The sequence below is a fragment of the Pseudomonas fragariae (ex Marin et al. 2024) genome (assembly GCF_059621105.1).
Map to the genome: position 1 here is coordinate 1,092,625 of NZ_CM184369.1, position 23,689 is coordinate 1,116,313.

20 protein-coding genes and 1 pseudogene are annotated in these 23,689 nt (G+C 59.1%); 8 read left to right on the forward strand and 13 right to left on the reverse strand.

The window, feature by feature from the left end; translation table 11 throughout:
• Window positions 1-140 precede the first annotated feature (140 nt).
• From mksF to mksB, 3 genes are read right to left on the reverse strand one after another with little or no spacing between them, the layout of a single operon-like run.
• A complete protein-coding gene (mksF, locus tag AC54XV_RS04910; RefSeq protein ID WP_058398312.1) occupies window positions 141-2,960 on the reverse strand; it encodes an Mks condensin complex protein MksF in 2,820 nt (939 codons plus the stop codon).
• Window positions 2,957-3,664: an Mks condensin complex protein MksE gene (gene mksE, locus AC54XV_RS04915; RefSeq protein ID WP_003319438.1), complete on the reverse strand. Its 708-nt coding sequence runs from the start codon at window positions 3,662-3,664 to the stop codon at window positions 2,957-2,959. The genes mksF and mksE overlap by 4 nt, the downstream gene beginning before the upstream one ends.
• Window positions 3,654-4,931, reverse strand: a complete 1,278-nt coding sequence (gene mksB, locus AC54XV_RS04920; RefSeq protein WP_003404706.1) for an Mks condensin complex protein MksB — start codon at window positions 4,929-4,931, stop codon at window positions 3,654-3,656. The genes mksE and mksB overlap by 11 nt, the downstream gene beginning before the upstream one ends.
• Before the next feature lie 144 nt (window positions 4,932-5,075).
• Between mksB and AC54XV_RS04925 the strand changes: the two genes are divergently transcribed.
• Window positions 5,076-5,882 carry an energy transducer TonB gene (locus AC54XV_RS04925; RefSeq protein ID WP_496718057.1) on the forward strand — a complete coding sequence of 269 codons (807 nt, stop codon included), beginning with the start codon at window positions 5,076-5,078 and terminating at the stop codon, window positions 5,880-5,882.
• Window positions 5,875-6,330, forward strand: a complete 456-nt coding sequence (gene rimI, locus AC54XV_RS04930) for a ribosomal protein S18-alanine N-acetyltransferase (RefSeq protein ID WP_058398313.1) — start codon at window positions 5,875-5,877, stop codon at window positions 6,328-6,330. The genes AC54XV_RS04925 and rimI overlap by 8 nt, the downstream gene beginning before the upstream one ends.
• Before the next feature lie 10 nt (window positions 6,331-6,340).
• Here rimI and AC54XV_RS04935 read toward each other — a convergent pair whose 3' ends face one another.
• Window positions 6,341-6,748, reverse strand: coding sequence for a hypothetical protein (locus AC54XV_RS04935; RefSeq protein ID WP_003404712.1), 408 nt, complete (start codon window positions 6,746-6,748; stop codon window positions 6,341-6,343).
• Window positions 6,749-6,879: 131 nt separating this feature from the next.
• Here AC54XV_RS04935 and can point away from each other — a divergent pair, with 131 nt between their 5' ends.
• A complete protein-coding gene (can, locus tag AC54XV_RS04940; RefSeq protein ID WP_003345939.1) occupies window positions 6,880-7,518 on the forward strand; it encodes a carbonate dehydratase in 639 nt (212 codons plus the stop codon).
• Window positions 7,519-7,574: 56 nt separating this feature from the next.
• Here can and AC54XV_RS04945 read toward each other — a convergent pair whose 3' ends face one another.
• From AC54XV_RS04945 to AC54XV_RS04960, 4 genes and pseudogenes are all read right to left on the reverse strand, one after another.
• The gene (locus tag AC54XV_RS04945; RefSeq protein ID WP_374935935.1) at window positions 7,575-8,438 is read right to left on the reverse strand and encodes a methyl-accepting chemotaxis protein; all 864 of its coding nucleotides are present in this window, start codon (window positions 8,436-8,438) and stop codon (window positions 7,575-7,577) included.
• A pseudogene (locus tag AC54XV_RS04950) lies at window positions 8,433-9,251 on the reverse strand (MCP four helix bundle domain-containing protein); the annotation flags it as partial. The gene AC54XV_RS04945 and the pseudogene AC54XV_RS04950, both read right to left, overlap by 6 nt.
• Before the next feature lie 107 nt (window positions 9,252-9,358).
• Window positions 9,359-10,018 (reverse strand): HD domain-containing protein, encoded by a 660-nt coding sequence (locus AC54XV_RS04955; RefSeq protein WP_024652551.1) that lies wholly within the window; start codon window positions 10,016-10,018, stop codon window positions 9,359-9,361.
• 65 nt (window positions 10,019-10,083) lie between these two features.
• Complete coding sequence (locus AC54XV_RS04960; RefSeq protein ID WP_058398315.1) at window positions 10,084-12,105, reverse strand: acyltransferase family protein; 2,022 nt, start codon at window positions 12,103-12,105, stop codon at window positions 10,084-10,086.
• A 257-nt stretch (window positions 12,106-12,362) separates the two neighbouring features.
• On the opposite strand from AC54XV_RS04960, the gene AC54XV_RS04965 reads away from it, so the two are divergent.
• The 3 genes from AC54XV_RS04965 to AC54XV_RS04975 all read left to right on the forward strand — a co-directional run bounded on the left by AC54XV_RS04965 (window position 12,363) and on the right by AC54XV_RS04975 (window position 14,723).
• Window positions 12,363-12,707, forward strand: coding sequence for a zinc ribbon domain-containing protein YjdM (locus tag AC54XV_RS04965; protein WP_032656664.1), 345 nt, complete (start codon window positions 12,363-12,365; stop codon window positions 12,705-12,707).
• A 108-nt stretch (window positions 12,708-12,815) separates the two neighbouring features.
• Entirely contained in the window at window positions 12,816-13,247 is a 432-nt protein-coding gene (locus AC54XV_RS04970; protein WP_496718061.1) for a thiol-disulfide oxidoreductase DCC family protein, read from the forward strand.
• Between the two features lie 267 nt (window positions 13,248-13,514).
• Complete coding sequence (locus AC54XV_RS04975; RefSeq protein ID WP_003404729.1) at window positions 13,515-14,723, forward strand: sugar transporter; 1,209 nt, start codon at window positions 13,515-13,517, stop codon at window positions 14,721-14,723.
• A gap of 65 nt (window positions 14,724-14,788) precedes the next feature.
• On the opposite strand, the gene pcsA is transcribed toward AC54XV_RS04975, so the two are convergent.
• A complete protein-coding gene (pcsA, locus tag AC54XV_RS04980; protein WP_003404730.1) occupies window positions 14,789-15,508 on the reverse strand; it encodes a phosphatidylcholine synthase in 720 nt (239 codons plus the stop codon).
• Window positions 15,509-15,594: 86 nt separating this feature from the next.
• Window positions 15,595-17,607, reverse strand: a complete 2,013-nt coding sequence (locus tag AC54XV_RS04985; protein ID WP_032656650.1) for an alkaline phosphatase D family protein — start codon at window positions 17,605-17,607, stop codon at window positions 15,595-15,597.
• A 258-nt stretch (window positions 17,608-17,865) separates the two neighbouring features.
• Here AC54XV_RS04985 and AC54XV_RS04990 point away from each other — a divergent pair, with 258 nt between their 5' ends.
• The gene (locus AC54XV_RS04990) at window positions 17,866-19,506 is read left to right on the forward strand and encodes a methyl-accepting chemotaxis protein (protein ID WP_058398316.1); all 1,641 of its coding nucleotides are present in this window, start codon (window positions 17,866-17,868) and stop codon (window positions 19,504-19,506) included.
• 8 nt (window positions 19,507-19,514) lie between these two features.
• On the opposite strand, the gene AC54XV_RS04995 is transcribed toward AC54XV_RS04990, so the two are convergent.
• Both AC54XV_RS04995 and AC54XV_RS05000 read right to left on the reverse strand, forming a co-directional pair.
• Window positions 19,515-19,952, reverse strand: a complete 438-nt coding sequence (locus tag AC54XV_RS04995) for a GNAT family N-acetyltransferase (protein WP_003404734.1) — start codon at window positions 19,950-19,952, stop codon at window positions 19,515-19,517.
• 81 nt (window positions 19,953-20,033) lie between these two features.
• Window positions 20,034-21,227: a GGDEF domain-containing protein gene (locus AC54XV_RS05000; RefSeq protein ID WP_058398318.1), complete on the reverse strand. Its 1,194-nt coding sequence runs from the start codon at window positions 21,225-21,227 to the stop codon at window positions 20,034-20,036.
• 377 nt (window positions 21,228-21,604) lie between these two features.
• Between AC54XV_RS05000 and gmd the strand changes: the two genes are divergently transcribed.
• On the forward strand, window positions 21,605-22,651 hold the full coding sequence (gmd, locus tag AC54XV_RS05005) for a GDP-mannose 4,6-dehydratase (RefSeq protein ID WP_003404737.1): 1,047 nt from the start codon (window positions 21,605-21,607) through the stop codon (window positions 22,649-22,651).
• Window positions 22,652-22,728: 77 nt separating this feature from the next.
• Here the strand turns inward: gmd and AC54XV_RS05010 are convergent, their stop codons facing one another.
• Window positions 22,729-23,688, reverse strand: coding sequence for a GDP-mannose 4,6-dehydratase (locus AC54XV_RS05010; protein ID WP_058823303.1), 960 nt, complete (start codon window positions 23,686-23,688; stop codon window positions 22,729-22,731).
• Window position 23,689 lies beyond the last annotated feature (1 nt).

Consider the following 23,689-nt stretch of genomic DNA (forward strand, 5'->3'; position numbering starts at 1 on the left):
ATGCGTGTTTACTGCACCTCATTATGAATTCGATGAATAAAGAGTCTGCTCGCCTGAGGCCTGCAACAGGGCCTTCTCAATTCAAAGACAATAAAAAAGGCCGCACTCACATGCGGCCTTCTGATTACGTCAATCAGCCCTTAAGAGGCCAGTTCCGGAACCTCTGGTTTCACATCGTCACGACGCTGAATGTATTTCCAGTCCGCTTCATCAATGTAAATACCATTGGGTCCGCTGCCGCCTTCCAGGTCGATGGCGACGTGGGCCGAGACCTGTGGCTTCACACTGGCCAGAATTGGAACGAAGCCCAGTTGCAAACTCGTTTCCAGCAGGGCTGCCTGATTCTTCTCGTCGATGTCTGCGGCTTCGTCGAGGTAGTAAGGCAAACGCACCCGACCGGCCTGATCGCGATCCATCAAGTGCAACAGCAGGTACATGTTGGTCAATGCCTTGATGGTCATCGTGGTGCCGTTGGAGGCTGCGCCATCGATATCGGTGTGGATAACCGGCTGGCCATTGACCTTGGTGATTTCGAAGGCCAGCTCGAACAGGTCTTTCAAGCCCAATTGGTTGTGGTTGGCAGCCACAAGCCGCGCCAGATATTCCTTGGCTTCTTCGTTCTTGTTGTCCTGCTCTGCGCTCTGGCTCAGGTCAAAGACCGACAGCGTTTCGCCTTCTTCGTACTGCCCGGCACTGTGGATGATCTGGTCAATGTGCTTGAGCGCTTCCTTGTTAGGAGCGAGCACGATACGGAAGCTTGCCAGGTTCGAGACCTGACGCTTGTTGATCTCGCGGTTGAACAGCGCCAGTTGATGCTCAAGGCTGTCGTAGTCGCTACGGATGTTGCGCAGGGTACGTGCGATATCCGTGACCGCAGCGCGACGAGCCTTGCCCAGCGTAAGCGCTTCGTCGGTACGGTGCGCATAGGCATTGATCAATAACTGCAGACGACGCTCCATGTCGTCCTCGCTGTCGAACTTGGCCACACCCTTGAGGCGAACCTGTGCATACAGCGCTTCGATCTGCCCATCGCAGCGCAACAGACCCTGCCAACTGTCCTGATAGTCGTTGAGCAGCGGCAACAGGTTATCCATGGAATCATCGATAGGGTCCATGAACGGTGTGCCGAACGGCAGGTCTGCGGGCAGCAACTGACGGCGACGTAGCGCGTCGTCCAGCGTGCGTTGCTTGGATTCCATATCGCCGATCTGACGTGCGATCAATTGCAGCTTGGCGGACAGTTGCTGCACGCGCTCGGTGAACGCGTCGCTGGAGCGTTTCAGTTCATCCTGAGCGGCTTCCATCTGCGCCAGCTCTTCCAGCTTGGTGGATTCCTCTGCGCTCAAGGTCTGGCAACGGCGGAAGTCTTCAAGCGCCTTTTGCGCATCCAGCACCTGCTGATACAACGCTTCGGTCTGGGTCTTGCTCGCCGAACGGTCGGCAGCGACAGCCTGCTGGGTTTTCAGTTGTTTGAGTTCTTTCTCCAGTCGCTCTTTCTGATCGCGCAACGCGGCACGATCGGCCAGCGCCTGCAGGGCAGGAGGCTCGATGCTCGACAGGTTGATGGTCAGCCCCGGTACTGCAAACTGATCGCCCTTGAAACCGTCCAGAATGGTCTCAAGCGACTTGACCCACGCATCGCTATCATCCAGCGCAATACCTTGCTCACCCAACGGCAAGCTGAACAGTGCGCTATTGAACAGGCGCATCAGACGTTCTACATCCGGCTGGGAAAACTCTTCACGCAGACGGGCATAGCTGTTGTTGTCCGCATGGTCGAGCTGTTGCTTGACCGACTTGAGGCGTTTTTCCAGATCGCGCAGACGCTCGTCCAGGTCTTCGGCGCTGAACTGCCTGGACTGGGCCAGCGCACCGGCCAGCTCATCGTGAGCGTCCTTGGCGGCGAGCAGCTGTTGCTCCAGCACCTTGACGTCATCGACCAGTGCAAAACGATTCTTCAGTACCGACAGCTCGCCGACCCAGCGCTGGATGCTGCTGATCTCGCGCTCCAGGCGCATCAGCTCCTGAGTGCTGCTGCGCTGATCGTTCTGCATCTCATCCTGCTGGGTACGGTAATGCTCAGCCTGAATGACCAGCTCTTCCTTGCGCGCACCGGAGTAATCCGACCAGGTGCCGAGCAGTGAATCGAGGATCGGTGAGAGACGATGCAGCTTGCCGCGCAACACATCGCGCTGCTTGACGCCAGCGGCCAGCGCCTCGACCAGCGGACCGGCCAGCACCAGCGAGTTGTAGTCCTGCTCCATACGCCGCACATCGCGGAAGGCCTCTTCGCAGGCGGCAATGTAGTCGACGCTGCCCGAGCGCAGGCTGTGCTCGAAGGCATCCAGAAACAGCTGCTTGAGTTTGGCGGCCGTGATTTCGCGCATGTGCAGCAGGTTGATAAAAAGTGCGCGGAAGGTCTTGAGGCTCTGCTCGCTGGTGGAGCGCAGCGGGATCAAGGTCAGGTCCAGCGGAATCGACGTGTGACCGCCGACCAGCAGACGGCGCAGTTCGTCAGGCTTCAGCTCGTAGGCTTTCAGGCCCTGGCTTTCCAGGTTGCTGAACAGCTCTTTCTGACGCAGGCAGGTGTCGTTCTTCTGGTAATGACCCAGATCCAGCTCGCCGGCATAGGCGAAGAACTGGTGGCCGAAGCCGCCACCCGGACCGCGACCCACGACACCGATGACATGTGGGCCGTGGGGCAGGGAAACTTCCACCAGAATGTAGCTGGTGTCGGAGGCGAAGTAGAAGCGCCGCGACTGCTCCAGGCTGTACTTGCCGAAGCTCATGTCCGACATGCGCGCCAGAATCGGAAATTGCAGGGCGTTGATCGAGGCGCTTTTGCCGAGGTTGTTCGCGCCATACACCGACAGCGGGTTTTCCAGCGGGAACAGGCCGAGGCTGTAACCGGCAGTGTTCAACAGGGCAAAGCGGCGGATGCCATAACGTTCCTGGCTCATGTGTCCATCTCCTGTCGTTGCTCATCGGCGATTGCCCGGGCCAGCGCCTCTTCCTCGGTCTCTTCGCCGAATTCGGCCAGGTCCAGCGGGTCATCGGTTTCCAGCAGCTTCTCGTCGCTGTCGTCATCGATGAGCACAGGCGTTGGCAGGGGCAGGGCGCTATGCAGGCTGGCTGCCAGATCGCGGTCCTGTTGCACCGACAGGCACACATCGAGAAAACGGTGCATCGGCGGCAGGAAGCGGTAGATACCCACTTCCTCACTGGCAAAGCCCAACTGCGTCATGCGGCGCATGATCTTTTCTTCAAGCTCTTCAGGGGTCTGTACTTCAGCCTGGAGAAACAGGTCGCGGTACTTTTCCAGCATCGAAGGCAGCTCGTCGCGGCCCAGGCTGCCACCGTCGAGCACCGACATGGGGTCACGGCCCTGATCTGCCAGGTGTTCAACGAGGATGAAGGTGAACAGCGCCAGACGCTGGGCGGTCTTGTTGACCTGTGCGGCAGCCAGTTCAGGCACGAAGTAATAAAAGCCACGCGTGTCGCAGACCAGTTCGAAGCCCAGTGCCTTGAACAGCGTACGGTACTGGTCCTGGCAGTTGGAGAGCTGGGCGTACAGCTCCGGATCGCGGCGGCTGATGTGATAGCCCTTGAACAGCTCGCGAAAGATCGGCGCGAGCTGGGACATTTCGGATAGATCAAGATGCATGAACGGTGCTCTCGGAATGCTCGGCCTGCTCGTCTTTTGCAGCGAGCAGGGCAAAGGAGCGCAGGCTGACGCGGTGCTCCCGGGTGAAATATTCGCGACGCTCGAGGCGTTCACGGGCGAAGCGCTTGTCCCGCGACAGGCGCGAGAACCAGTAGAGCAGCTCGTCGGTTTCGCCGGTCGGCTCCTGCTCCAGCAGCCAGACCATCAGGTCAGGCATCGGCAAGGCGTCTTCACAGCGTTCGAGCATCTCCTTGACCGTCCGCGGTGCGCGTGGCGCCTGGCCCTTGCGGGTGCCGCTGGCCTTGGGGAATCTCGCGGGTTTGGGTTCAAAGCGCGCCAGCGCATACACGTAGGCCTCGACCTGACTGGCACTGCCCAGGAACGTGCTTTGCGGACGGGTGAACATCGGCATGGCAGCCTGCGGCACCGCATCCAGTCCCTTGCGGCGAATGGCAGACAGGGCCAGCGCTGCGCCGCGTGTCACCGCGTTATGGCGACGCGCTTCTTCACGCAGTGGCAGCAGCAGCTCGCGCGCATGGCGCAAGGTCAGTTGGGCGCTGGTCTGCATTTCCAGAATGCGCGCGTGGGTACGCAGCAGCATGTCGTCGTCGACCAGGTGACCGAGACGTTGTTGCTCGGTCAGCAGGCGCAGCAGGACGTTCTCGACCTTGCGCACGCCCTGTTCGAACGCGCCATCCGCGTTGACCAGCTGAATCATCGGCTCGACGTATTCGTCCCACGTCGCCAGCACTTCGGCATAACGCTGGCGCAACGGGATCTGCCGGTCGCTGGTCTTGGCCCGGTCGGCCACGGCGACCAGCGCCTGTTCGTCGTTGGCGAGCTTCTTGAGTACGTCGCGCACGCGCATGTCCAGCAGCCGCAGCTGTCTGGCCAGGTCGTTGGCGTCGCGAACCTCGAATGCGTCCTGAATGTAGCCGGCCAGTCGCTCCAGGTGGCGCAGGTAGGCCTCGATTTCCAGGCACAGGCCCAGACGGTGCTCGCGGCGCAGGTACGACAGGAAGTCATGGATCTGTGCGTTGAGCTCGAAACGGTTCGGGCTTTTCGCGACGGGCACCAGAATGTCCAGACGGATCCACACGTCCAGCAGATTGGTGATGTCTTGCGGAGTGCTGTCCTGCTGCTGAGCGCCCAATTGCAGGCGCAGCTCGCTCAGGCTCAACGTACCCTGGTCGAAATGTTCGCATAAGGGCTCAAGAAGCGCCCAATGCTCGGCAAGGGCGCGCAGAACGCGCTTGGGTTCGATCATCGTTAGGCCGACTGTTGGCAAGTGAAAAGCGGCAATTGTACTGCATCAGCCGACTGATATTTCACCTGCGGGCGATATGCTGCAGCGCAAAAAGGCGAACAACGCTAGAATTGCGCGCTTAACTTATCCACAGGTGGCTGACCCTTGCTCAACGAGTCCCGTCGCCGCGCTTATTTGACTGCCATGCAGGTGGTCAACTGGCTGCCGCGCACAGAACTGCCATTCGCCGCGCCGTCGCGTCCGCAACTGCTTGTGCCGTTGCCGCCGCCGGTCGAGGTGCAACTTGTCGCGCCTGCTGCTTCGCCAGCGGAGCACGCTGCGCCTGCCGAAACGTCGAACGTCGAGCCGATTGCCCGGCAGCCCGAGCGCCCGAGGGTCGAGGTGCCGCGCCCTTCACTGGCCAGCACGCGCACAGCGCCCCCGGCCGCCGAAGAAGCCGAGCCGGCGCCGCCCAAGGCGCCGGTGGTACCGCCACCGCGCTTTGCCCTGCAATTGTTGCGCGCCGGACGCTGCCTGTTACTGGTCGAACTGACCACCGGTCAACCGTTTCAGAGCCGTGATCCTTCCTACCTGCTGCTCAAGGACATGCTGCGCGCCGCCGGTCTGCCCGACAGCCCGCAGATCATCGGCGAGCCCGTGCGCTGGCCGTTGCTGGTCCGCGGCCAGATGGACCAGGGCCCGGAAGCGGCGCGTGATTTCGTGCAGGGCTTCGTCGGCGCGCGGCTCGAGGACGAGCCCTGCGCCTGCCTGTGGCTGATCGGTCTGCCGTCGATGAAATACGCCGGTGAAGCCGATGCCGAGTCTTACCACCGTGAACTGCAGATCGAGGGTCTGGGCACTGCCTGGGCGCTGCCAGGTCTTGAATTACTGATGGACGAGCCTGAGCGCAAGGCGGATGTCTGGAAAGCCATGCGTCGGCTGATGACGCGCTGGAAATCGATCGATGAGTGATGCCGTAACCTTCCGCCGTATGACCGAAGCCGACATGGACGCGGTGCTGAAAATCGAATACGCGGCGTTCAGTCATCCCTGGACACGCGGCATCTTTCTCGACGGGCTAAAGTCCTACGAGATCTGGTTGATGTTCGAGGGTGCGCAGCAGGTCGGGCACGGCGTCATTCAGGTCATCATCGACGAAGCGCACCTGCTCAACATCACGGTCAAACCTGAAAACCAGGGGCGTGGTCTTGGCCTGCTGCTGCTCGACCACCTGATGAAACGCGCTTACCAGCTCAATGCACGGGAATGCTTTCTGGAACTGCGTGACAGCAACCGTCCAGCCTATCGTCTGTATGAAAACTACGGTTTCAACGAGATAGGCCGGCGTCGTGACTACTACCCGGCATCCGACGGCGGCCGTGAAGACGCAGTGGTCATGGCCTGCACGCTTTTCGAGTAGTACAGCACTGTCAGCGCTGGGTGTTGCCGTCCAGCGGTTCGACAATGGCCAGTTCTTCTTCGTCCAGGCCGTTGCCACCGCCAATGTCATCTTCATCGACGACCGTAACATCCAGGTCGGCCGGGACGTCTTCGCCTGGCTCGTTCGGTGAGCGGGCGCCGTCTTCATGGATCAGGGTTTCCGGAGACAGATCATCGTCAGTCGAATGATGGTCATCCGTGGAAGCCCCCGTCAGGCCTGCCTCACGCACGCGTTGATCCGGAATTTCATGTTGCAGCTCGCCTTCAGGGATAAGATCGCCGATACGGCCCGGTTCTTCCTCGTCGAAATCGAGTGTTTCCATGGAGCCCATGCGGTCTTCGTTATCGTCGATGGGTTCCGGTTCGGTAGCACCGAAAGGGCGGCGTGAATCATTCATGGGAAATCCTCATTTCAGGTGGTCGTAAAAAGTGGACCGGCCATGACTTTGAAGATTCCTTTTTTGTTGACCGTGACTTGAAGGATCTGACACCAGTCCAAGGCTGGGCATCATTATCGAGGCGTCAAAGCATGAACGAGCTACAAGACCTGATTGATAACAATGCACGTTGGGCCGATGCGATAAAGCAGGAAGATCCTGAGTTCTTCGCCAAACTGGCCCGCCAGCAAACTCCTGAGTTCCTGTGGATCGGTTGCTCCGATGCACGCGTGCCGGCCAACGAAATCGTCGGCATGCTGCCGGGTGATCTGTTCGTGCACCGCAACGTGGCCAACGTCGTGCTGCATACCGACCTGAACTGCCTGTCAGTGATTCAGTACGCAGTGGATGTATTGAAGGTCAAACACATTCTGGTCACAGGCCACTACGGTTGCGGTGGTGTGCGGGCGTCCATGCAGGACCGCCAGTTCGGCCTGATCGACGGCTGGTTGCGCACGATTCGTGACCTGTATTACGAAAACCGCGAGTTGCTGGCCAAGCTGCCGACCGAGGAAGAGCGCGTCGACCGCCTGTGTGAGTTGAACGTGATTCAGCAAGTGGCCAACGTCGGTCACACCAGCATTGTGCAGAACGCCTGGCACCGTGGGCAGAGCCTGTCCGTGCATGGCTGCATCTATGGCATCAAGGATGGCCGCTGGAAAAGCCTCGACGTGACCATCAGTGGTTTCGAGCAATTGCCCCCGCAGTACCGTCTGCGTCCGCAGGACTGACAGCTGCTTATCGTCAGCCAGCCTGTGGCGCAGGCTGGCTGGCGAGTTTCAACCCATCACAGCACGAAACGCTGCACCATCAGGTTCAGATCAGTCGCCAGCATCGACAGTGCGTTACTCGCGACGGTGGTCTGTTGCGCGCCCGATGCGGTCTGGCTGGACAGGTCGCGAATACTGCTCAGGTTGCGGTCCACCTCAGTCGCCACCTGGGCCTGCTGCTCTGCGGCACTGGCAATCAGCAGGTTGCGGTCGTTGATGGTGGCGGTTGACTGGATGATCACTTGCAAGGCTTCGCCGGTCGAGGCGGCCTGTTCCATTGTCAGATTGGCCTGCGTCGCCGTGTGGCGCAGCGAGCTGGCGGTTTGTTGGGTGCTTTGCTGCACGCCGCTGATCAGCCCTTCGATTTCCGCGGTGGATGCACTGGTGCGCTGCGCCAGTGAGCGGACTTCATCGGCCACCACGGCAAAGCCTCGCCCGGCTTCGCCTGCACGAGCCGCTTCGATAGCCGCGTTCAGCGCCAGAAGGTTGGTCTGATTGGCGATTGCGCGAATCACATCGAGGATGCTGCTGATGCTCTGGGTACGTTCGGCCAGCCCTTCAGCCTGATGCGACGAATCCAGCACATTCTCGGTCAACGCCTTGATCGACAGAATGGTTGCCGACAGCTTTTCCTGCCCTTGTGCCGCCGCCTGGGTCGACGCCTCTGACTCGGTCACGGTATTGCTGGCGTTGCCTGCCACTTCGATGGCCGCCTGGCTCATCTGATTGACCGCGACAGCGGCCTGCTCGATTTCAGTGTTCTGCAGCTGCAGATTGAGCGCACTGGCTTCGGCGATGCTGCCCATTTCCTGAACCGACTGCGACAACTGCGTCGCCGCTGCGTAGATCTGGTCGATCGTACTGTGCAGGTTGGTACGCATGCGCCCGAGCGTGATCAATAATTGTGCGGTCTCGTCCTTGCCGTCCGGTATCGGGTGTTCGCTCAGGTCACCATCGGCAATGGTGCTGGCGATGTGTAAGGCCTGCCGCACCGGATGGATGATGCTGACGCTCAGGCGCCAGGCCAGCAACAGGGTCAGTACCAGAACCAGGCCGATGGCGCTCAGCGCGATGATCCGGGTCTGTTCATAGCTGGCACCTGCGGCCTCTACAGCGGCGGCCGCACTCTGCTTGTTCAGTTCGCGCAACAGCTGCACCTGCATGTCCATCAGGTCACCCTGCAGCGAGAGCACGGTGTTGGCCAGCGTCCTGGCCTCGTCCAGCTTGTTCTGCTCGATCAGCGCGATCTGATCCTGCAAGCCGGGCATGAAGGCCTTGTAGGCATCCTGCAACGCGACAATCGAGTCATGCTCAGTGCCCGACTGAACACGCGCCAGGTATTCCGAGAAGCCTTTCTCGACCTCGTTCCTGAGTTGTTCGACATTGATCTTGCTGTTGATAACGGCACCCGGATCGTCGGCGTTGGCGATCAGACGGGTGGTTTCGCTGCGCAGTTTGACCAGGCCGATGGCGATGGCATCGGCGGTGGCGATACTGGGCAGGGCGCCGCTCTCGACCGCCTCGCCCTGGGTGCGGATAGCCTGCATCTGCAACAGGCAGAATGCGCCAAGCGCGACCATCAGCAGGGAAGTTATAGCGAAGCAGATCACCAGGCGCAGCGTGATTTTGAAGCGGCGCAAGAGTGTTGGCGTTGTGGCTTGCCGACGTAGGAAACGAGGCAGAAATCTTTTCACGGCACACAACCCCTATAAACACACGGACCTTCTCGGAGAGCCGTTTATAGGGCAATTGTGTGATGTCTTTATGACATCTACTGAATGATGGGTAGGCAGCCGACGATTCATGGCTGAGGGGTCGCAACTTCCTCCATCAGCTCATCCAGGAAGCGCTTGAGCCGGTGGTGCCGGACTTTCGCCAGCTGTGCGCCGGTATCGGTCTGAAAACCGTCAGCCAGGTGCAGCAGCTTGGTGTGGAAATGATCGACGGCGAAATTCAGGTCGTCATAGGGGCGCCGGCTGGCATGCGGGTCATACGGGTCGTAGAGCGCTTTGCCGAGCCGCCCTGATACGTAAAATGTGCGTGCCACACCGATCATGCCCAGCGAGTCGAGGCGGTCGGCGTCCTGCAGTATTCTGGCCTCGAGGGTCAAGGGGGTGATCGCCGCCGAGAAGCTGTGCGCTTCGATGGCGTGGGCGACGGAGGCGATGCTTTGTTCATCCCAACCCATCTCGGTCAATAATTCGCTGGCCCGCGCCGCCGCCAGTCGCGATGCGCTGGCGCGAAACGGCGAGTCTTTCTCGACCGAAACGCAATCATGCAGCAGCGTCGCGGCAATCAGGACGCGGGCATCGCCGCCTTCACGGTCACGAATGGCGCAGACGTTCTTCCAGACACGCAGCAAATGCGAGACATCGTGCGAGCCGTCGATTTTCTCTGCATGAGTGTGGGGTATCAGCAGGTTGGCCAGATCCTCGAAGGGGGTGAAGCTGGCGGCGGTCATGCGGTGGTCCTCGGGCGTCTGGTCAGGCATCAGCATTACAGACAATGCCGCCCGATAAAACCCTGTCACTGATCAAGAATATGGCTGATCTGGCCGACAAGCAGCCCCGCACCCCGGGCGTTGAGGTGGTTGAAGTCCTTGTAGTACGAATGCAGGTCGCCGATCAGGCATTGCCTGTCCTTGCAGAACGCGTCATCCAGCGTGATCAGGCTGATGTGTTTCGATTGGCTGGCACGCAGGAACAGCTGGCGGGTGAAACGCTGCAACAGGTCGTGTTTGTCCATCGGCACCGACAGTTCGCTGACCCGCTTCAATGCCTGCTCATCGCTGTCCGAAGCGTCGCGCGCCAAGCGATAGTAGAGACTTTCAGGGTTGATCATTTGCTGCGGCACCTGCGCAACGATGAACACCTCGGCGCCGATACTGCGGTAGGCCTCGATCGTGTGTTCAAGGGCCTGGCTGAATACCCTGCGCGAGGTTTCCCGGCTTTTCTGCGGATCGGTGCGCGAGGTCAGGAAATACTTGCTCATCGTCCTCTCGCTGTAGTCGTCGCCGGTATACAGCGTCCAGCGCGCCACCAGCACGACCTTTTTGATCCGCTGCCGCTTCACGTAGTCGAATTCCCGATCGGCCAGCGCTTCGCAGACCCCGGCAGCGTAGTTGCCGTTGGCCACGTCCACGCCGAGCAAGGGCAGGCAGCCGCCCAGACCGATGTGCGCGAGGGTTCTGCCCTGATCCCGGGCGGCGGCGTCGAACGTCGATAACAGCGCTTCAGAATGGCTGTCGCCGAACAGCGCCATGTCCGGCGCGGCCTGATCGTCAGCGAGTCCGAACAGGCAAAAATCGACTTTGCCGCCTTTGCCGGCCAGTGGCTGGTCGCATTTGTCGCGTATCAACGGGTCGGCGAATGCCTGATGCAACTCCGGATCGACGGCGAAACGCTGGGGAAAGCCGTTATTCACATAGCCGAGCAGCCCCAGCGCGACAAAGAATGTGGAGGCGGCGCCTGCCGTGGTGAAAATCTGACCGCGATTGAAGGTGCCGGCCTTGCGAAACGGCTGCTCGACGAAACGCCAGCTCAGCCAGGCCAGCACCAGAGACACAAGGGTAAGCGCCAGCATGAACGGCAGGCCCGGCTCAGTCAGGTTGTACTGGCGGGCAAAGGCAAAGACGGGCTGATGCCACAGGTAGGCGCTGTAGCTGAGCATACCGATCGCGACGGGCACACGTGAACTCAGCGCTCTTCCAACCCAAGTCTTGCCATGGGCGAAGACGATGATCAACACCGCGCCCAGTACGGGCACCAGTGCATTAAGGCCGGGGAAGGGCGTGCTGCTGTCGAAACCGATCACGGCATAACCGATCAGCAAAAGCCCCAGTAAAGTCGCCGCCTGATCTACAGCGCTCGCGCGCCCGATGCTGCGCGGTCGCCATGCAAAATAGAAGGCGATAAACGAGCCCGCCAGCAATTCCCAGGCGCGTGCCGGCAGCAGATAAAACGCGTTGCTGGTGTCTTGATGGGCGCCCAGTTGCGCCAGCGCCAGGCTGGCCAGGGCGACGGCCATCAGCAGCACGATCAACCTCTTGCGGCCCAGGCCCCAGGCCAGCATCAAGAGCAGCGGGAAGAACAGGTAATACTGTTCCTCCACCGCGAGCGTCCAGGTATGCAACAGCGGTTTGAGTTCTGCCGTGGCGTCGAAATAGCCGCTTTCCAGCCAGAACAGCACGTTGGATGAAAAGGTCGGCACCGCCACCAGACTCTTGGCGAAGTATTTCAGATCCGACGGATCGAGCGTCAACCACGCGACAGGCAGGCAGATCAGCATCACCACGAACAGCGCAGGCAGGATGCGCCGCGCGCGTCGTTCATAAAAGTTGATCAGCGAGAACCGGCCTCTGATCTTCTCCGCGAGGATGATCGAAGTAATCAGATAGCCGGAGATCACGAAAAAGATGTCGACGCCCACGAATCCGCCGCTGAACAGCGGCAAGCCCGCGTGGAACAGAATGACCGGGATGACCGCGAGCGCGCGCAGGCCATCGATCTCGGGTCGATAGCCGAGTGCCGGGTTGTGAGGGATGCCCATGTGATGTGCTCATGCAGTAAGTGGCAAGAGACGGTAAATGCACGCTGCAATAGCTACCGCCAACGCGAGGCGCAGGGGTCGTGTACGAAGAGGGCGAAGGGGAGTTGCCAGACAGAGCGTGCTGTATTTTTTAGTTCAGGTCTTCGCTTCTGTCCAATGACTGAAGCAGGTTTATGACGACAGATCAGTCTCTTCCCACCTGAAACAGGAAAAGCCCCTTATAATGCATGGTTTTACCCCTCCTCGATGCGAGAACCATTGTGAGCTTACCGTCCTGCCCGAAATGCAATTCCGAATACACCTACGAAGACGGCAGCCTGCTGATCTGCCCGGAATGCGCCCATGAATGGTCTGCCGACGCCGCTGGCGCCGATGCATCCGACGACGTGAAAGTCATCAAGGACTCAACGGGCAACGTGCTGCAGGACGGCGATACCATCACCGTGATCAAGGACCTGAAAGTCAAAGGCTCCTCGCTGGTGGTCAAGGTCGGCACCAAGGTCAAGAACATCCGCCTGGTCGATGGCGACCATGACATCGATTGCAAGATCGATGGCATCGGCGCGATGAAGCTGAAGTCGGAGTTCGTCCGCAAGGTTTGATTCTGCCGGGTAATGGCTTTAGCCTGAACGCCTCGCCGGTCCTTCGACTGGCGGGGCGTTCATGTTTCCGGGCGCGCCAAGGCTGTTTTTCCTGAACAGGTGAATACCGTGCCGAAAACCCCCGCCCCCTATCTGAAGCCCGATGAATGTGTCGTGCTGTTCGATGGCGTCTGCAAGCTGTGCAATGGCGTGGTGAAGTTTCTGATTCGCCATGACCCGCATCAACGTCTGCGCTTGGCCGCAGTGCAGTCGGAACAAGGTCAGGCATTGCTGAAGTGGGCCGGGCTGCCACTGGACGATTTTCATACCATCGCGGTCATCGTCAACAATCGGGTGTTCGTGCGCTCGGATGCCTTTCTGCACATCATGGGGCTGTTGCCTGCGCCGTGGCCGCTGCTCAAGGTGCTGGGGATTTTTCCACGCTTTCTGCGGGACTGGGCCTACAACCGCATCGCGCTCAACCGATATCGCCTGTTCGGGCGCTATGATCACTGCCTGTTGCCATCACCCGAGGACCGGCGGCGCTTCCTGGGTGACTGACGACCGGCGGTCATTTGTAAAGTCTGTCAGGCACGCACGGGTTGTGATCCACTCTGGCGGTCCGTAGAATTCGAGTCATCTGGCTTCACTCCCCATATCCACAATAATCCACTTTGCACACTGCGCCCGATTCAGAAGGTCGAGCGGAGCGTTTTTGCGTTGGTTTTTCAGTGGGGCGAGCCGCGGTTTTGCATACAGGTGTCAGGCGTGGTGTTCATGCGTGGCGATCGGCCTTCGGGTCGGAACATTTTCAGGGCGTTGTGATTCTTGATAACTTCACCTCCAAACGAGCAGGCAGGTAGCTGGCTTGGCGTATTCGCGCTGGCCTTGGCGGCCTTCATTTTCAATACCACCGAGTTCGTGCCGATCGGTCTGCTGAGTAACATTGGCCAGAGCTTCGAAATGACCCCGGCCCAGGTCGGGCTGATGCTCACGATCTATGCCTGGGTCGTGTCGCTGATGTCGTTGCCGATGATGCTGGCGACGCGCAACATCGAGCGCCGCAAGTTGCTGATGTTCGTGTTCGGCCTGTTCGTGGTCAGCCACGTCCTTTCCGCGATTGCCCCCAGCTTCGCGATCCTGCTGGTAAGCCGGGTCGGTATCGCGTTTGCACATGCGGTGTTCTGGTCGGTCACGGCGTCGCTGGCCGTGCGCATCGCACCGCCCGGCAAGCAGGTTCAGGCGCTGGGCCTGCTGGCAACCGGTACGTCGCTGGCGATGGTATTGGGTATTCCGCTGGGCCGCGTGCTGGGTGAAGCCTTGGGCTGGCGCACCACCTTTCTGGGCATCGCCGCCATCGCTGCGCTGGTAGTCTTCCTGCTGGTTCGTGCGCTGCCCTTGTTGCCCAGTCAGAACTCAGGCTCGTTGCGCAGCCTGCCGATCCTGTTCAAGCGCCCACGGCTGATGGCGATCTACCTGCTGACCGCCATCGTGGTGACCGCTCATTTCACCGCCTACAGCTATATCGAACCGTTCACTCAGACCGTGTCCCTGCTCAGCGGCGAAATGACCACGATCCTGCTGCTGGTCTTTGGCGGGGCCGGGATCATGGGCTCGATCATCTTCAGCCTGTTCAGCGATCGCTTCCCCAACGGGCTGTTGATCACGGCCATTGGCACGCTGACCCTGTGCCTGCTGATGCTGTTGCCGCTCTCCGGTGATGCCGTGACGCTCGGCACGCTGACCATTATCTGGGGCATGGCGATCATGTGCTTCGGCCTGACCTTGCAGGCGCGCGTACTGTCGCTGGCACCCGATGCGACCGATGTGGCGATGGCGCTGTTCTCGGGCATCTTCAATATCGGTATCGGCGGCGGCGCGCTGCTCGGCAGTGTGGTCAGCAGCCATCTCGGGGTTGCCAATGTCGGCATCGTCGGCGGCCTGCTGGCCCTCGGCGGGTTGGGGCTGTGCTGCTACACAACGCATCACTTCGGCAAGGTCCGGCCTGCTGCCGAGATGCAGGCCGAGAGCAAATAGGGCACGCATAAAAAAGCTCGCTGACGCGCAATGCGTTCAGCGAGCTTTTTGGTCTGACTTGAGGGTCAGGCTTTAAGACGACCCAGCCACTCCAGCGACGTTCTCCAGATACAAATCCCCAGGAAATACGCCGACATCGCCAGCCACAGACCCATGACCACCGGGCCATTGTGCGGGTGGTTGATGATCAGCAGTGCGCTGGACAGCAACCATACGGTGGTCACCGCGATATTGAGCGGCATGAAGCGGCGCACGCGGAACGGGTGCAGGAACTTCATGCGGGTCATGGTCAGCAGCGCCAGGGCGATGATGGTGATGAACGTCAGCCATGGGGCCGGTGACAGAATGTACAGGCACAGTGCAACCACGTTCCAGGCAGCGGGGAAGCCTTGAAAGTAGTTGTCCTTGCTTTTCATGTCGACGTTGCAGAAACAGAACAGCGACGAAACCAGGATGACCGAGACGCTCAGCAGCAGCGTGTAATCCGGCACCGGTATGTAGCGGTAGATGAACAATGCCGGGATGAACACGTAGGTCAGGTAGTCTATGACCAGGTCCAGTACCGAGCCGTCGAAGTGTGGCAGTACCGACGTGGTGTTGACCTTGCGAGCCAGTGAGCCGTCGACTCCATCCACGATCAGGGCCGCGCCCAGCCACAACAGGCAGGCTTTGGGTTCGTTGTTGAACAAGGCAATGGTCGCCAGGAACGCAAGGACTACGCCGGTGGCGGTGAAGCCATGCGCCCCCCATGCGTTGAGTCTGGCTATGCGTTGATTGGTTATCACGGGGGCGCTCTCCAGGAAGTAATGCTTGCCAGGGTGTGCCGCAACCTGACCGGTAGCAACTATCGACCCGGCAATTGCCGATAAGTTTAGCGGTGACTATCCCTTGTTTCCCGGTTGTTTTCCAGAAAGCCACGCTCTGGGTCAGATCGCTGGTCTCTGTATTCTTCCGGTTCGACGAAACAGGTAGGCGCATCACCGTTGGCATTGAGTTGGTTGATCAGGGTCGGCTGGCCCTGTTCATTGAACAGTACCTGCCCGACACCCGCCGAGTTCCATAAGCGTTCACCGACCTTGCTGTGCTCGGGCGTGCGCGGAACAACCTTCATCAGGCGGCGCTTGGTGAACCAGTTAAGAGGTGAGCGGGGAGAGTATAACCAGCGATTCAGCCGATCAAAAGTGTCCAGCAGACGACGGGGGAATTCATTCTTGATGCCACTGCTGGTGATTTGCCAGATATGAGGCCCGCCACTGCGTTGGCGAATCAGGATTTCGTAGACGAACGAGTAATGCACATCGCCCGACAGAATCACGTAATTGCCCGGGGTTCTGGAATGGCGAAAGATGTTCAGAATCACGTTGGCGGCACCGCGATGTGCCATCCAGTTTTCTGCATCGACCAGTAACGGATAGCCGCACCAACTGAAGATGCGTTGTATCGCCTCGATCAACTTGACGCCGAACACCGGGGCAGGTGAGACGATGATCGCTGATTTATGGTCGATCAGCTCCTGCTGCAGTTCGCTGAGCGCTTCCCAGTCGAGCAGGCCGGACGGGTGATTGAAGTTCGACTCGCTGCGCCAGCGCCGGGTGCGGGTATCCAGTACCACCAGTGCCGGGCTGGTGGGTAACACGTAATGCCATTGCTGAAACTTCAACAACTGATCAATCAACTGGTCCTGGGCCTGGCTGTCCAGCCAGTTGTCGTTCGACACGGCGTCGGTGCTCAGGGCATGAGCCTGCTTGACCAGACCGTTGAGCGCATCCGGGTTATTGCCCCAGCCCTGGCACAGCAGGTAGGCGAGCAGGGCGTTGCCGATGATGCGTTTGGAGAATGGATGGCCGTACGCGGTTTGTTCCCAGTTCGCCGACAGGTTCCAGTCATCGGTGATGTCGTGGTCATCGAAAATCATCATGCACGGCAGATGCGCCATCGCCCGTGCCACGCCGCTCAGGCCGGCGGCAAACGCCTCGACCAGCTGCTGTTCCCTGGCGTAGCGCTCGACTTCCCCGTCTTCCAGTTGCGGCCTGCCGGGTTCGATCAGGGTCCAGGGCGTGGGTGACCAGACCAGCAGGTACATCGCCATGACTTCCGCCAGGGTAACCAGATGGTTATCCGCTGTGCTGCTGGTGAATACCGGTTTGCTGGTGCCGCCGAAGAAGCGCTCGCGCAGTGTGTCGTTGCTTTTCAGGGCCGGCAGCAGGTCGGCACGCTGGTAATAGCTGGCCGGATGCGCATAGAGACGAGGACTGTCATCGACGATGGCACCGTCGAGTCGCTCGTCGAACAACCCCAGCCGTTCGATCAAGACATGGATAGCGCGCAGCATCGGCCCGGCGACATCGTCGGCGTAGATCTGATCGCCGCTCATCATCAACAGCGCAGGGCGTTGCAGCGGTTCCTTGATATCAGCCAGCAGGCGGTCCACGCAGAGCAGACCTTCGGCTGCGCTGTGGTGCGGCTTGCGGCACGAGCCATGCAGCAGGTGATCGATGCTGCTGCGCACCACGAAGTTCGGGTAGCGTTTGCCCTCGTACAGCAGGTGCGGCGCCCACTCGGCAATACCGCCTTCGCCCTCCACCCGCAGGTCGTAATCGATCCAGGTGTCGCGGGGCAGTTCGGCTTCCAGTTGCAGGTCGATCAGGTGAATGAACGCCTGGCGCCCGACTGCAATGACCTGACATTGACTGTCGTCGAGTACGTAATCGTTGAAGCCCGCAGAGGGATCATCAGTAGCGGCATGGCGTAGGCGCACGGTAAGGCGCAACCGACGGGACCCTACCAGCCACAACACCAGGCGGCCGGCTTCCTGACGGCGCAATAACGGGCCGGCAAGGATGGACGGCAGCGAAGTGAGTTGTTCGATGGAAGAAGCGGACATCCTGGCTTATGGCTCTGGCGGGACACAGGCGGGGATGGTAACGCAACAGGCCCGGAAAGTTCTTGTTACACCACGCGAGCGCATGTTTCCGGACATTGCAGACAATGCGAAACGGTCCGCTCAGCCTTGCTCATATGAAGACTTTGTTAACCGCCTGCAGAGTGCTCTGAAAATGCCGATATACACCTATGCAGAGGGCATCAGAATTCCATAAAGTTTTATGGCGTTATGCCATATTCGCTTATGAGGGTTCCCGCTATGAAATGGTTTTACAACGCAAGGCTGTCCGCCAAGCTTTTCATGTCTTTTGCGCTGTGTGCGCTTTTCACCCTTGGGGTGGGCGTAATAGGCAGTCGCGGCATCAGTGCCTTGTCCAGCAGCCTGGATAACGTGTTTACCAACAGCCTGCTGTCGGTCACAAAATCCGGAGAGGTCACGGTCTCGGTCATTGCTCAGAACCGTGATCTCTATCGTTTATTGGCCGCCATGGCAGGCAATGCGCCGCAAAGCGTCAAGGACGATATTCTCGCGAGCATGAGCGTCAACAAGACTCAAGCTGAAAAAAGCTACGCCACCTACCGGGCTACGCCGCTTGACGATGATGAGCGCGCTGCCGGTGATCAGATGGACAGAGACTGGCCTGGCTATCAGGCACTCATCGAGCAAGCCAAAAGCGTTGCCCTGTCCGGGGATATTGCCGGGGCAAGAGCGATCATCGACGGTGATGTACGCAGCGGTTACCTGAAGGTCATGGATCAGCTGACCACCATCGTCAACTCCAATAATCGTCAGGCGGGCGAGGCCGCTGTGGCTTCTGACCAGACACAGAACTCTGCGCAACGAAACCTGTACATCGGCATCGGCTTGTCATTCTTTGCCGCGTTTGTGATGGGCCTGTTCATAAGTCGTGCCATCAGCACACCAATCAACACTGCGGTGACCAATGCCCGGCGAATTGCCAGCGGTGACCTGACCCTGCCGATTGCCAGTCAATATCACGACGAAGCCGGCATGATGCTGGTCGCTCTGAGCGATATGCAGGACAACCTGAAAAGCACGATCGGGCAAATATCCAGTGCTGCCGACCAGTTGGCCTCGGCTGCTGAAGAACTGAATGCCGTGACTGAAGAAAGCAGTCGCGGTCTGATCCGTCAGAACGATGAGATTCAGCAGGCCGCTTCGGCTGTGAACGAGATGACCGCTGCGGTCGAAGAGGTCGCGCGTAACGCCATGTCGACGTCGGAAGCGTCCCGCCAGACCAGTACCGACGCTGCCGCCGGTCGTGATCAGGCCCGCGATGCGGTGAATGCGATCAACACCGTCAGTGCCGAGATCAGCAGTTCGACCACCATGGTCGAAGAGCTTGCCGGGCGCGTCCGTGAGATCGGGCAGGTGCTGGACGTGATCCGTGGGATCGCCGAGCAGACCAACCTGCTGGCCCTCAACGCTGCCATCGAGGCCGCGCGTGCCGGCGAACAGGGGCGCGGCTTTGCTGTGGTGGCAGACGAGGTGCGGGCGCTGGCCGCTCGAACCCAGGCGTCCACTGGCGAAATCGAAACCATGATCGGCAGTGTTCAGGCCAGTGCCGATCAGGCCGTGCGGGCCATGGCCAACAGCCGCACCCTGACCAGCAACACGCAAACCCTGGCTCAGGCCACAGGGCAGTCGCTGGAGCGCATTGCGCAGAGCGTCGCCGAGATCAACGACCGCAACATGTTGATTGCGACGGCCTCCGAAGAGCAGTCCCACGTTGCGCGCGAGGTGGATCGCAACCTGGTCAACATTCAGGACCTCTCCGCCCAGACTGCCGCAGGTGCTCATCAGACCAGTGCTTCAAGCCAGGAACTGTCGCGTCTGGCCATTTCCTTCAACAATCTGGTAGGCAAGTTCAAGGTCTGACGTAAGTCTCAGGCCGTTGTGTTCGGCAGGCGCTTCTGGAAAAAGAAGCGCTTGTTGCCGGGTGGATAGTCGTCAATCTGGCCGAACTCGGTGTAACCGTGGCGGCGATAGAAATCGGGGGCCTGGAAGTCGAAAGTGTCCAGCCAGATCCCCGTGCAGCCCTTTTCGACCGCCAGATCCTCGGCCATCTGCATCAAACGCGAGCCCATGCCTTGCCCGCGGGCTTGTTCGGGAACGACCAGCAGTTCGATGAACAGCCACTCATAAAGAATGCGAGCGTGCAGCCCGCCGAGGACTTCCCGGGTTTGATCATCGCGAATGAACATCGCCACTTTCTCGGACTTGCCGTCGCCCGCCTGCTCGGCGTTGAAACGTTTCAGTGGTTCCAGAATCGCCAGACGATCCTCTTCCGTAGGGTTGGTGCTGACGTCAATGTGAATGCTCATGCGATGGCTCCCAGCCTGGGTGTGCGCCGAGATTAAAGTGGCAGGGGCGCGGCGTAAAGCAGGATCCTGCGGGGTGTCATTTCACGCGAAGCACACGCAATTACGTCCGGCGCGCTTGGCTGCGTAGAGGGCATTGTCAGCCGCGCCAATCAGGTTCTCGGCACTGGTCAGAGGCGCTGTCGCACAGGCCACGCCGAGGCTGATGGTGACCAGCGCGTTTTCGCCCAGCACCGGATGCGGCAACTTGAGCTCGGCAACCGCACTCTGCAGGGCCCCGGCCACTTCCCTGGCCTGCACGACATCGCCGATCATCAGCACCAGCACCTCTTCGCCGCCGAACCGGAACGCCACAGCACCATGGTCATGCGCGCTTTGCTGGAGTTTCTGACAGAGCAATCTGAGGCAGGTATCCCCTTGTGGATGACCGTAGTTGTCGTTGTAGGATTTGAAGTGATCGATGTCCAGCAGGATGATGGCCACGTTCGCCGGTGTATTGCGAGCGTGTTCCCAGACTGACGCCATCACTTCGTCTTGATAGCGTCGATTGAACAGTCGGGTCAGCCCATCGGTACGCGCGGACTCCATCAATTGCACTTGAAGCAGGCGTCCGCGAAGCGCAAACAGGTAGCTCATGCGGCTTGCTCGCTCCAGAAAGTAGGAGGCCATCAGCAACAGTGCCACTGTCGAAACAAACAACACGGCATTGGCCTGCCAGATCACAAAATCGGCGAAGTCGGCAATGTAGGTGGTCACCAACTGGATGATCAGCATGCATGACATGGCGACAGCGGCATGGCGCAACGGCAATTGCTGGATCATGGTGCAGTAGACCATGATCAACAGCATGCCGAGTTGATAAAAGATTTGATAAGGGCTGTCGCTGTGAATCATGACCAGCATTGGCATGAGCGAGCACACTACCGTGGCGAATGCTGCAATCGTTTCCATCGCCCAGCGCGTAGCAACCCGTTGGGCCAGCATCAGCAGCGCGATAAACATCGGCGTAATCAGGCACAGACGGCCCACCGCGACATAGGCAAAGACATCCCGCAATATCAACCAGTCGCTGATCAGAAACAGGTTGTAGACCAGACTGCCGCCAATCCCTACCGCCGTCAGGAACTCGCGCCGCGGCAGCCGGGTTTCTTCCTGATAGCGTTGCTCAAGAACACGGCTGAAGCGTAACGAGCCAACACCTGAAGTGATCGTCTGCTCGACCTCGGCAAGGAGTTGCGCATCTTCAAGGCTGGGACGTTCAAGGGCAGAAACGAGCATGTGACACCGGGACATTAACATCGAGAGACGTAAGACATCATGAGTGATGTCTTAGTGCTATCAATGTATCTTGCTGCCATACCAAAGTCGACCGATGGTGGCTGCTGCCTCTATGGGTAAGGCTGCAACCAGCGTTCTGCATCTTTGGTCATATCGTGCAGGAGAACGGTGGGTTTCTCGTCGCAACATCAGCCGGCAGCAGGGCGAGGCAGAGGTATCTGAAAAATGACTGCTTGCACTTCAGATTCCGCATCTATAGTGGTCTTATGCTTCGACTCAAACAAGGTGGGCTGCTTTCGAAGCGGGCGCGTCGGGATGCATGAATTTATCTCGGCATAATAAATGAAGCCAAGCGAACCCAGATCGAGCTCCTATTTATGAATACACCTGAAGAATCTGTAATTATCACGGGCATCACTGGCCAGGATGGCGCGTACTTGACTCAACTTCTGCTGGAGAAAGGTTATAAGGTTTACGGCACCTACCGCCGCACCAGCTCGGTCAATTTCTGGCGTCTCGAAGAGCTTGGCGTAGCCAGCCATCCGAATCTGCACCTGGTTGAACATGACCTGACTGATTTGAGTGCCAGCATTCGCTTGTTGCAAAAAGCCGAACCTACCCAGATTTACAACCTGGCGGCGCAGAGTTTTGTCGGTGTTTCCTTCGATCAACCGATAACGACTGCCGAAATTACCGGCTTGGGGGCAGTCAACCTGCTCGAAGCGATACGCATCGTGGACCCGAAGATACGTTTTTATCAGGCATCGACTTCCGAAATGTTCGGCAAGGTGCAAGAAGTCCCGCAGGTCGAAAGCACATCGTTCTATCCGCGCAGCCCTTATGGCGTTGCCAAGCTTTATGCCCACTGGATGACGGTCAACTATCGGGAGTCTTATGGGATTTTTGGTGCCAGCGGCATTTTGTTCAACCATGAGTCTCCGCTGCGCGGCAAAGAGTTCGTCACCCGCAAGATAACGGATTCTGCCGCACGCATTTCACTGGGTATGTCGCAACTTCTGGAGTTAGGTAACCTGGACGCCAAGCGTGACTGGGGGTTTGCCAAAGAGTACGTGGAAGGCATGTGGCGCATGTTGCAAGCCGACGAGCCCGACTCATTTGTACTGGCGACCCACAGATCCGAAACGGTTCGTGACTTTGTGGCAATGGCGTTCAAGGCTGTCGACATAGATCTGGAATGGAAAGGTAGCGCGGAGAACGAGCGGGGCATCAATGTGGCGACGGGCGAGACGCTCGTTCAGGTCAATCCCAGGTTCTACCGCCCCTCCGAAGTCGAGTTGCTGATAGGCAATCCGGAAAAAGCCAAGCGGGTGCTTGGTTGGGAAGCAAGCACTAACCTTGAGCAGCTCTGTCGGTTGATGGTGGACGCAGATCTGAAGCGTAATCAGCAAGGTAGATCGTTTTGAGCAACCCTTTCCATACTGTCCGACTCGAGCCTTAGGTGCTACTGATCACCACGGCACGTGCAACGGGGCCTGATGAATCAGGCCATTTCAGTTACCTCATCGCGCCAGTAATTCAATAGTGTTGCGAGCGTATCCTGCAGCTTGGTAGCAGGCTCCCAGTCAGTCGCCCTGCGGATAGCGGAGTTATCGCCGAACGCGCTGGGTATGTCGGACGGCCGCATTCGGTCAGGATCGTTGACCACCTCTATCGTGCTTGAGCTCAGAGCCGCGAGTTGATTGAGTATGGCCTCCATACGTATGGGCTCGCCGCGGCAAATATTCAGGCACCGAGGGTGGGCTTGTTGCGTGTCGGCCATTTTCAACAGGGCGACGTACGCATCGCACACATCACTTACATCGAGAAAGTCTCGCGCTGCTTGCAGGTTGCCGACTTTCAACTGTGGTGCCTGCCTGCCTGCTTCTATCAAGGCGATCTGACGAGCAAACGAAGCGGTTGCGAAGTCGGCTGATTGCCCGGCGCCAATATGATTGAAAGGGCGTACGACGATACCTCTCTGTCCGCGACGAAAGTTCTCGTGGAAGGCCGTTTCAGCAGCAAGTTTGCTGGCGGCATACGGGTTCATAGGCCTGCAAATGCTGTTTTCGTCGAGGGCAATACCCTGCTTGAATGCCTCGCCATAGACCTCCGATGAGCTCACAAACAGCACAAATGCCTGCGGAGTCTGGCGTTGCAATGCCTGCAGAAGATTCATACTTCCCATGACATTGGTTTGCCAGGTCATCAAGGGGTCCTCAAAACTAGTGGGTACGTGAGTGATTGCAGCCAAATGTACAACATGAGTGAGGTTTGATCGGGACACTGCACGCTCTAAGCCAGAGGCATCGCGAATGTCACAATGCAGCGATTCGGTAGCATGAGCGGACTCAGGAGACTCAGGACTCACCAGTGCAACCACATGATGTCCTGCCTGCTGTAGCTTTCGACACAGCATCTGCCCGACGAAACCGTTTGCACCAGTGATCAGAATGCGTTGCATC

What these genes read in the sequence shown, in the direction of transcription:
- AC54XV_RS04935 (WP_003404712.1), bottom strand. Translation starts at nt 6,748, where the DNA reads ATGAATGATTCACGCCGCCCTTTCGGTGCTACCGAACCGGAACCCATC.
- AC54XV_RS04960 (WP_058398315.1), bottom strand. Translation starts at nt 12,105, where the DNA reads ATGGGCATCCCTCACAACCCGGCACTCGGCTATCGACCCGAGATCGAT.
- mksB (WP_003404706.1), bottom strand. Translation starts at nt 4,931, where the DNA reads ATGATCGAACCCAAGCGCGTTCTGCGCGCCCTTGCCGAGCATTGGGCG.
- AC54XV_RS04955 (WP_024652551.1), bottom strand. Translation starts at nt 10,018, where the DNA reads ATGACCGCCGCCAGCTTCACCCCCTTCGAGGATCTGGCCAACCTGCTG.
- mksE (WP_003319438.1), bottom strand. Translation starts at nt 3,664, where the DNA reads ATGCATCTTGATCTATCCGAAATGTCCCAGCTCGCGCCGATCTTTCGC.
- AC54XV_RS04985 (WP_032656650.1), bottom strand. Translation starts at nt 17,607, where the DNA reads ATGTCCGCTTCTTCCATCGAACAACTCACTTCGCTGCCGTCCATCCTT.
- rimI (WP_058398313.1), top strand. Translation starts at nt 5,875, where the DNA reads ATGAGTGATGCCGTAACCTTCCGCCGTATGACCGAAGCCGACATGGAC.
- AC54XV_RS04945 (WP_374935935.1), bottom strand. Translation starts at nt 8,438, where the DNA reads ATGCGTACCAACCTGCACAGTACGATCGACCAGATCTACGCAGCGGCG.
- AC54XV_RS04990 (WP_058398316.1), top strand. Translation starts at nt 17,866, where the DNA reads ATGAAATGGTTTTACAACGCAAGGCTGTCCGCCAAGCTTTTCATGTCT.
- AC54XV_RS05010 (WP_058823303.1), bottom strand. Translation starts at nt 23,688, where the DNA reads ATGCAACGCATTCTGATCACTGGTGCAAACGGTTTCGTCGGGCAGATG.
- gmd (WP_003404737.1), top strand. Translation starts at nt 21,605, where the DNA reads ATGAATACACCTGAAGAATCTGTAATTATCACGGGCATCACTGGCCAG.
- mksF (WP_058398312.1), bottom strand. Translation starts at nt 2,960, where the DNA reads ATGAGCCAGGAACGTTATGGCATCCGCCGCTTTGCCCTGTTGAACACT.
- can (WP_003345939.1), top strand. Translation starts at nt 6,880, where the DNA reads ATGAACGAGCTACAAGACCTGATTGATAACAATGCACGTTGGGCCGAT.
- AC54XV_RS04995 (WP_003404734.1), bottom strand. Translation starts at nt 19,952, where the DNA reads ATGAGCATTCACATTGACGTCAGCACCAACCCTACGGAAGAGGATCGT.
- AC54XV_RS05000 (WP_058398318.1), bottom strand. Translation starts at nt 21,227, where the DNA reads ATGCTCGTTTCTGCCCTTGAACGTCCCAGCCTTGAAGATGCGCAACTC.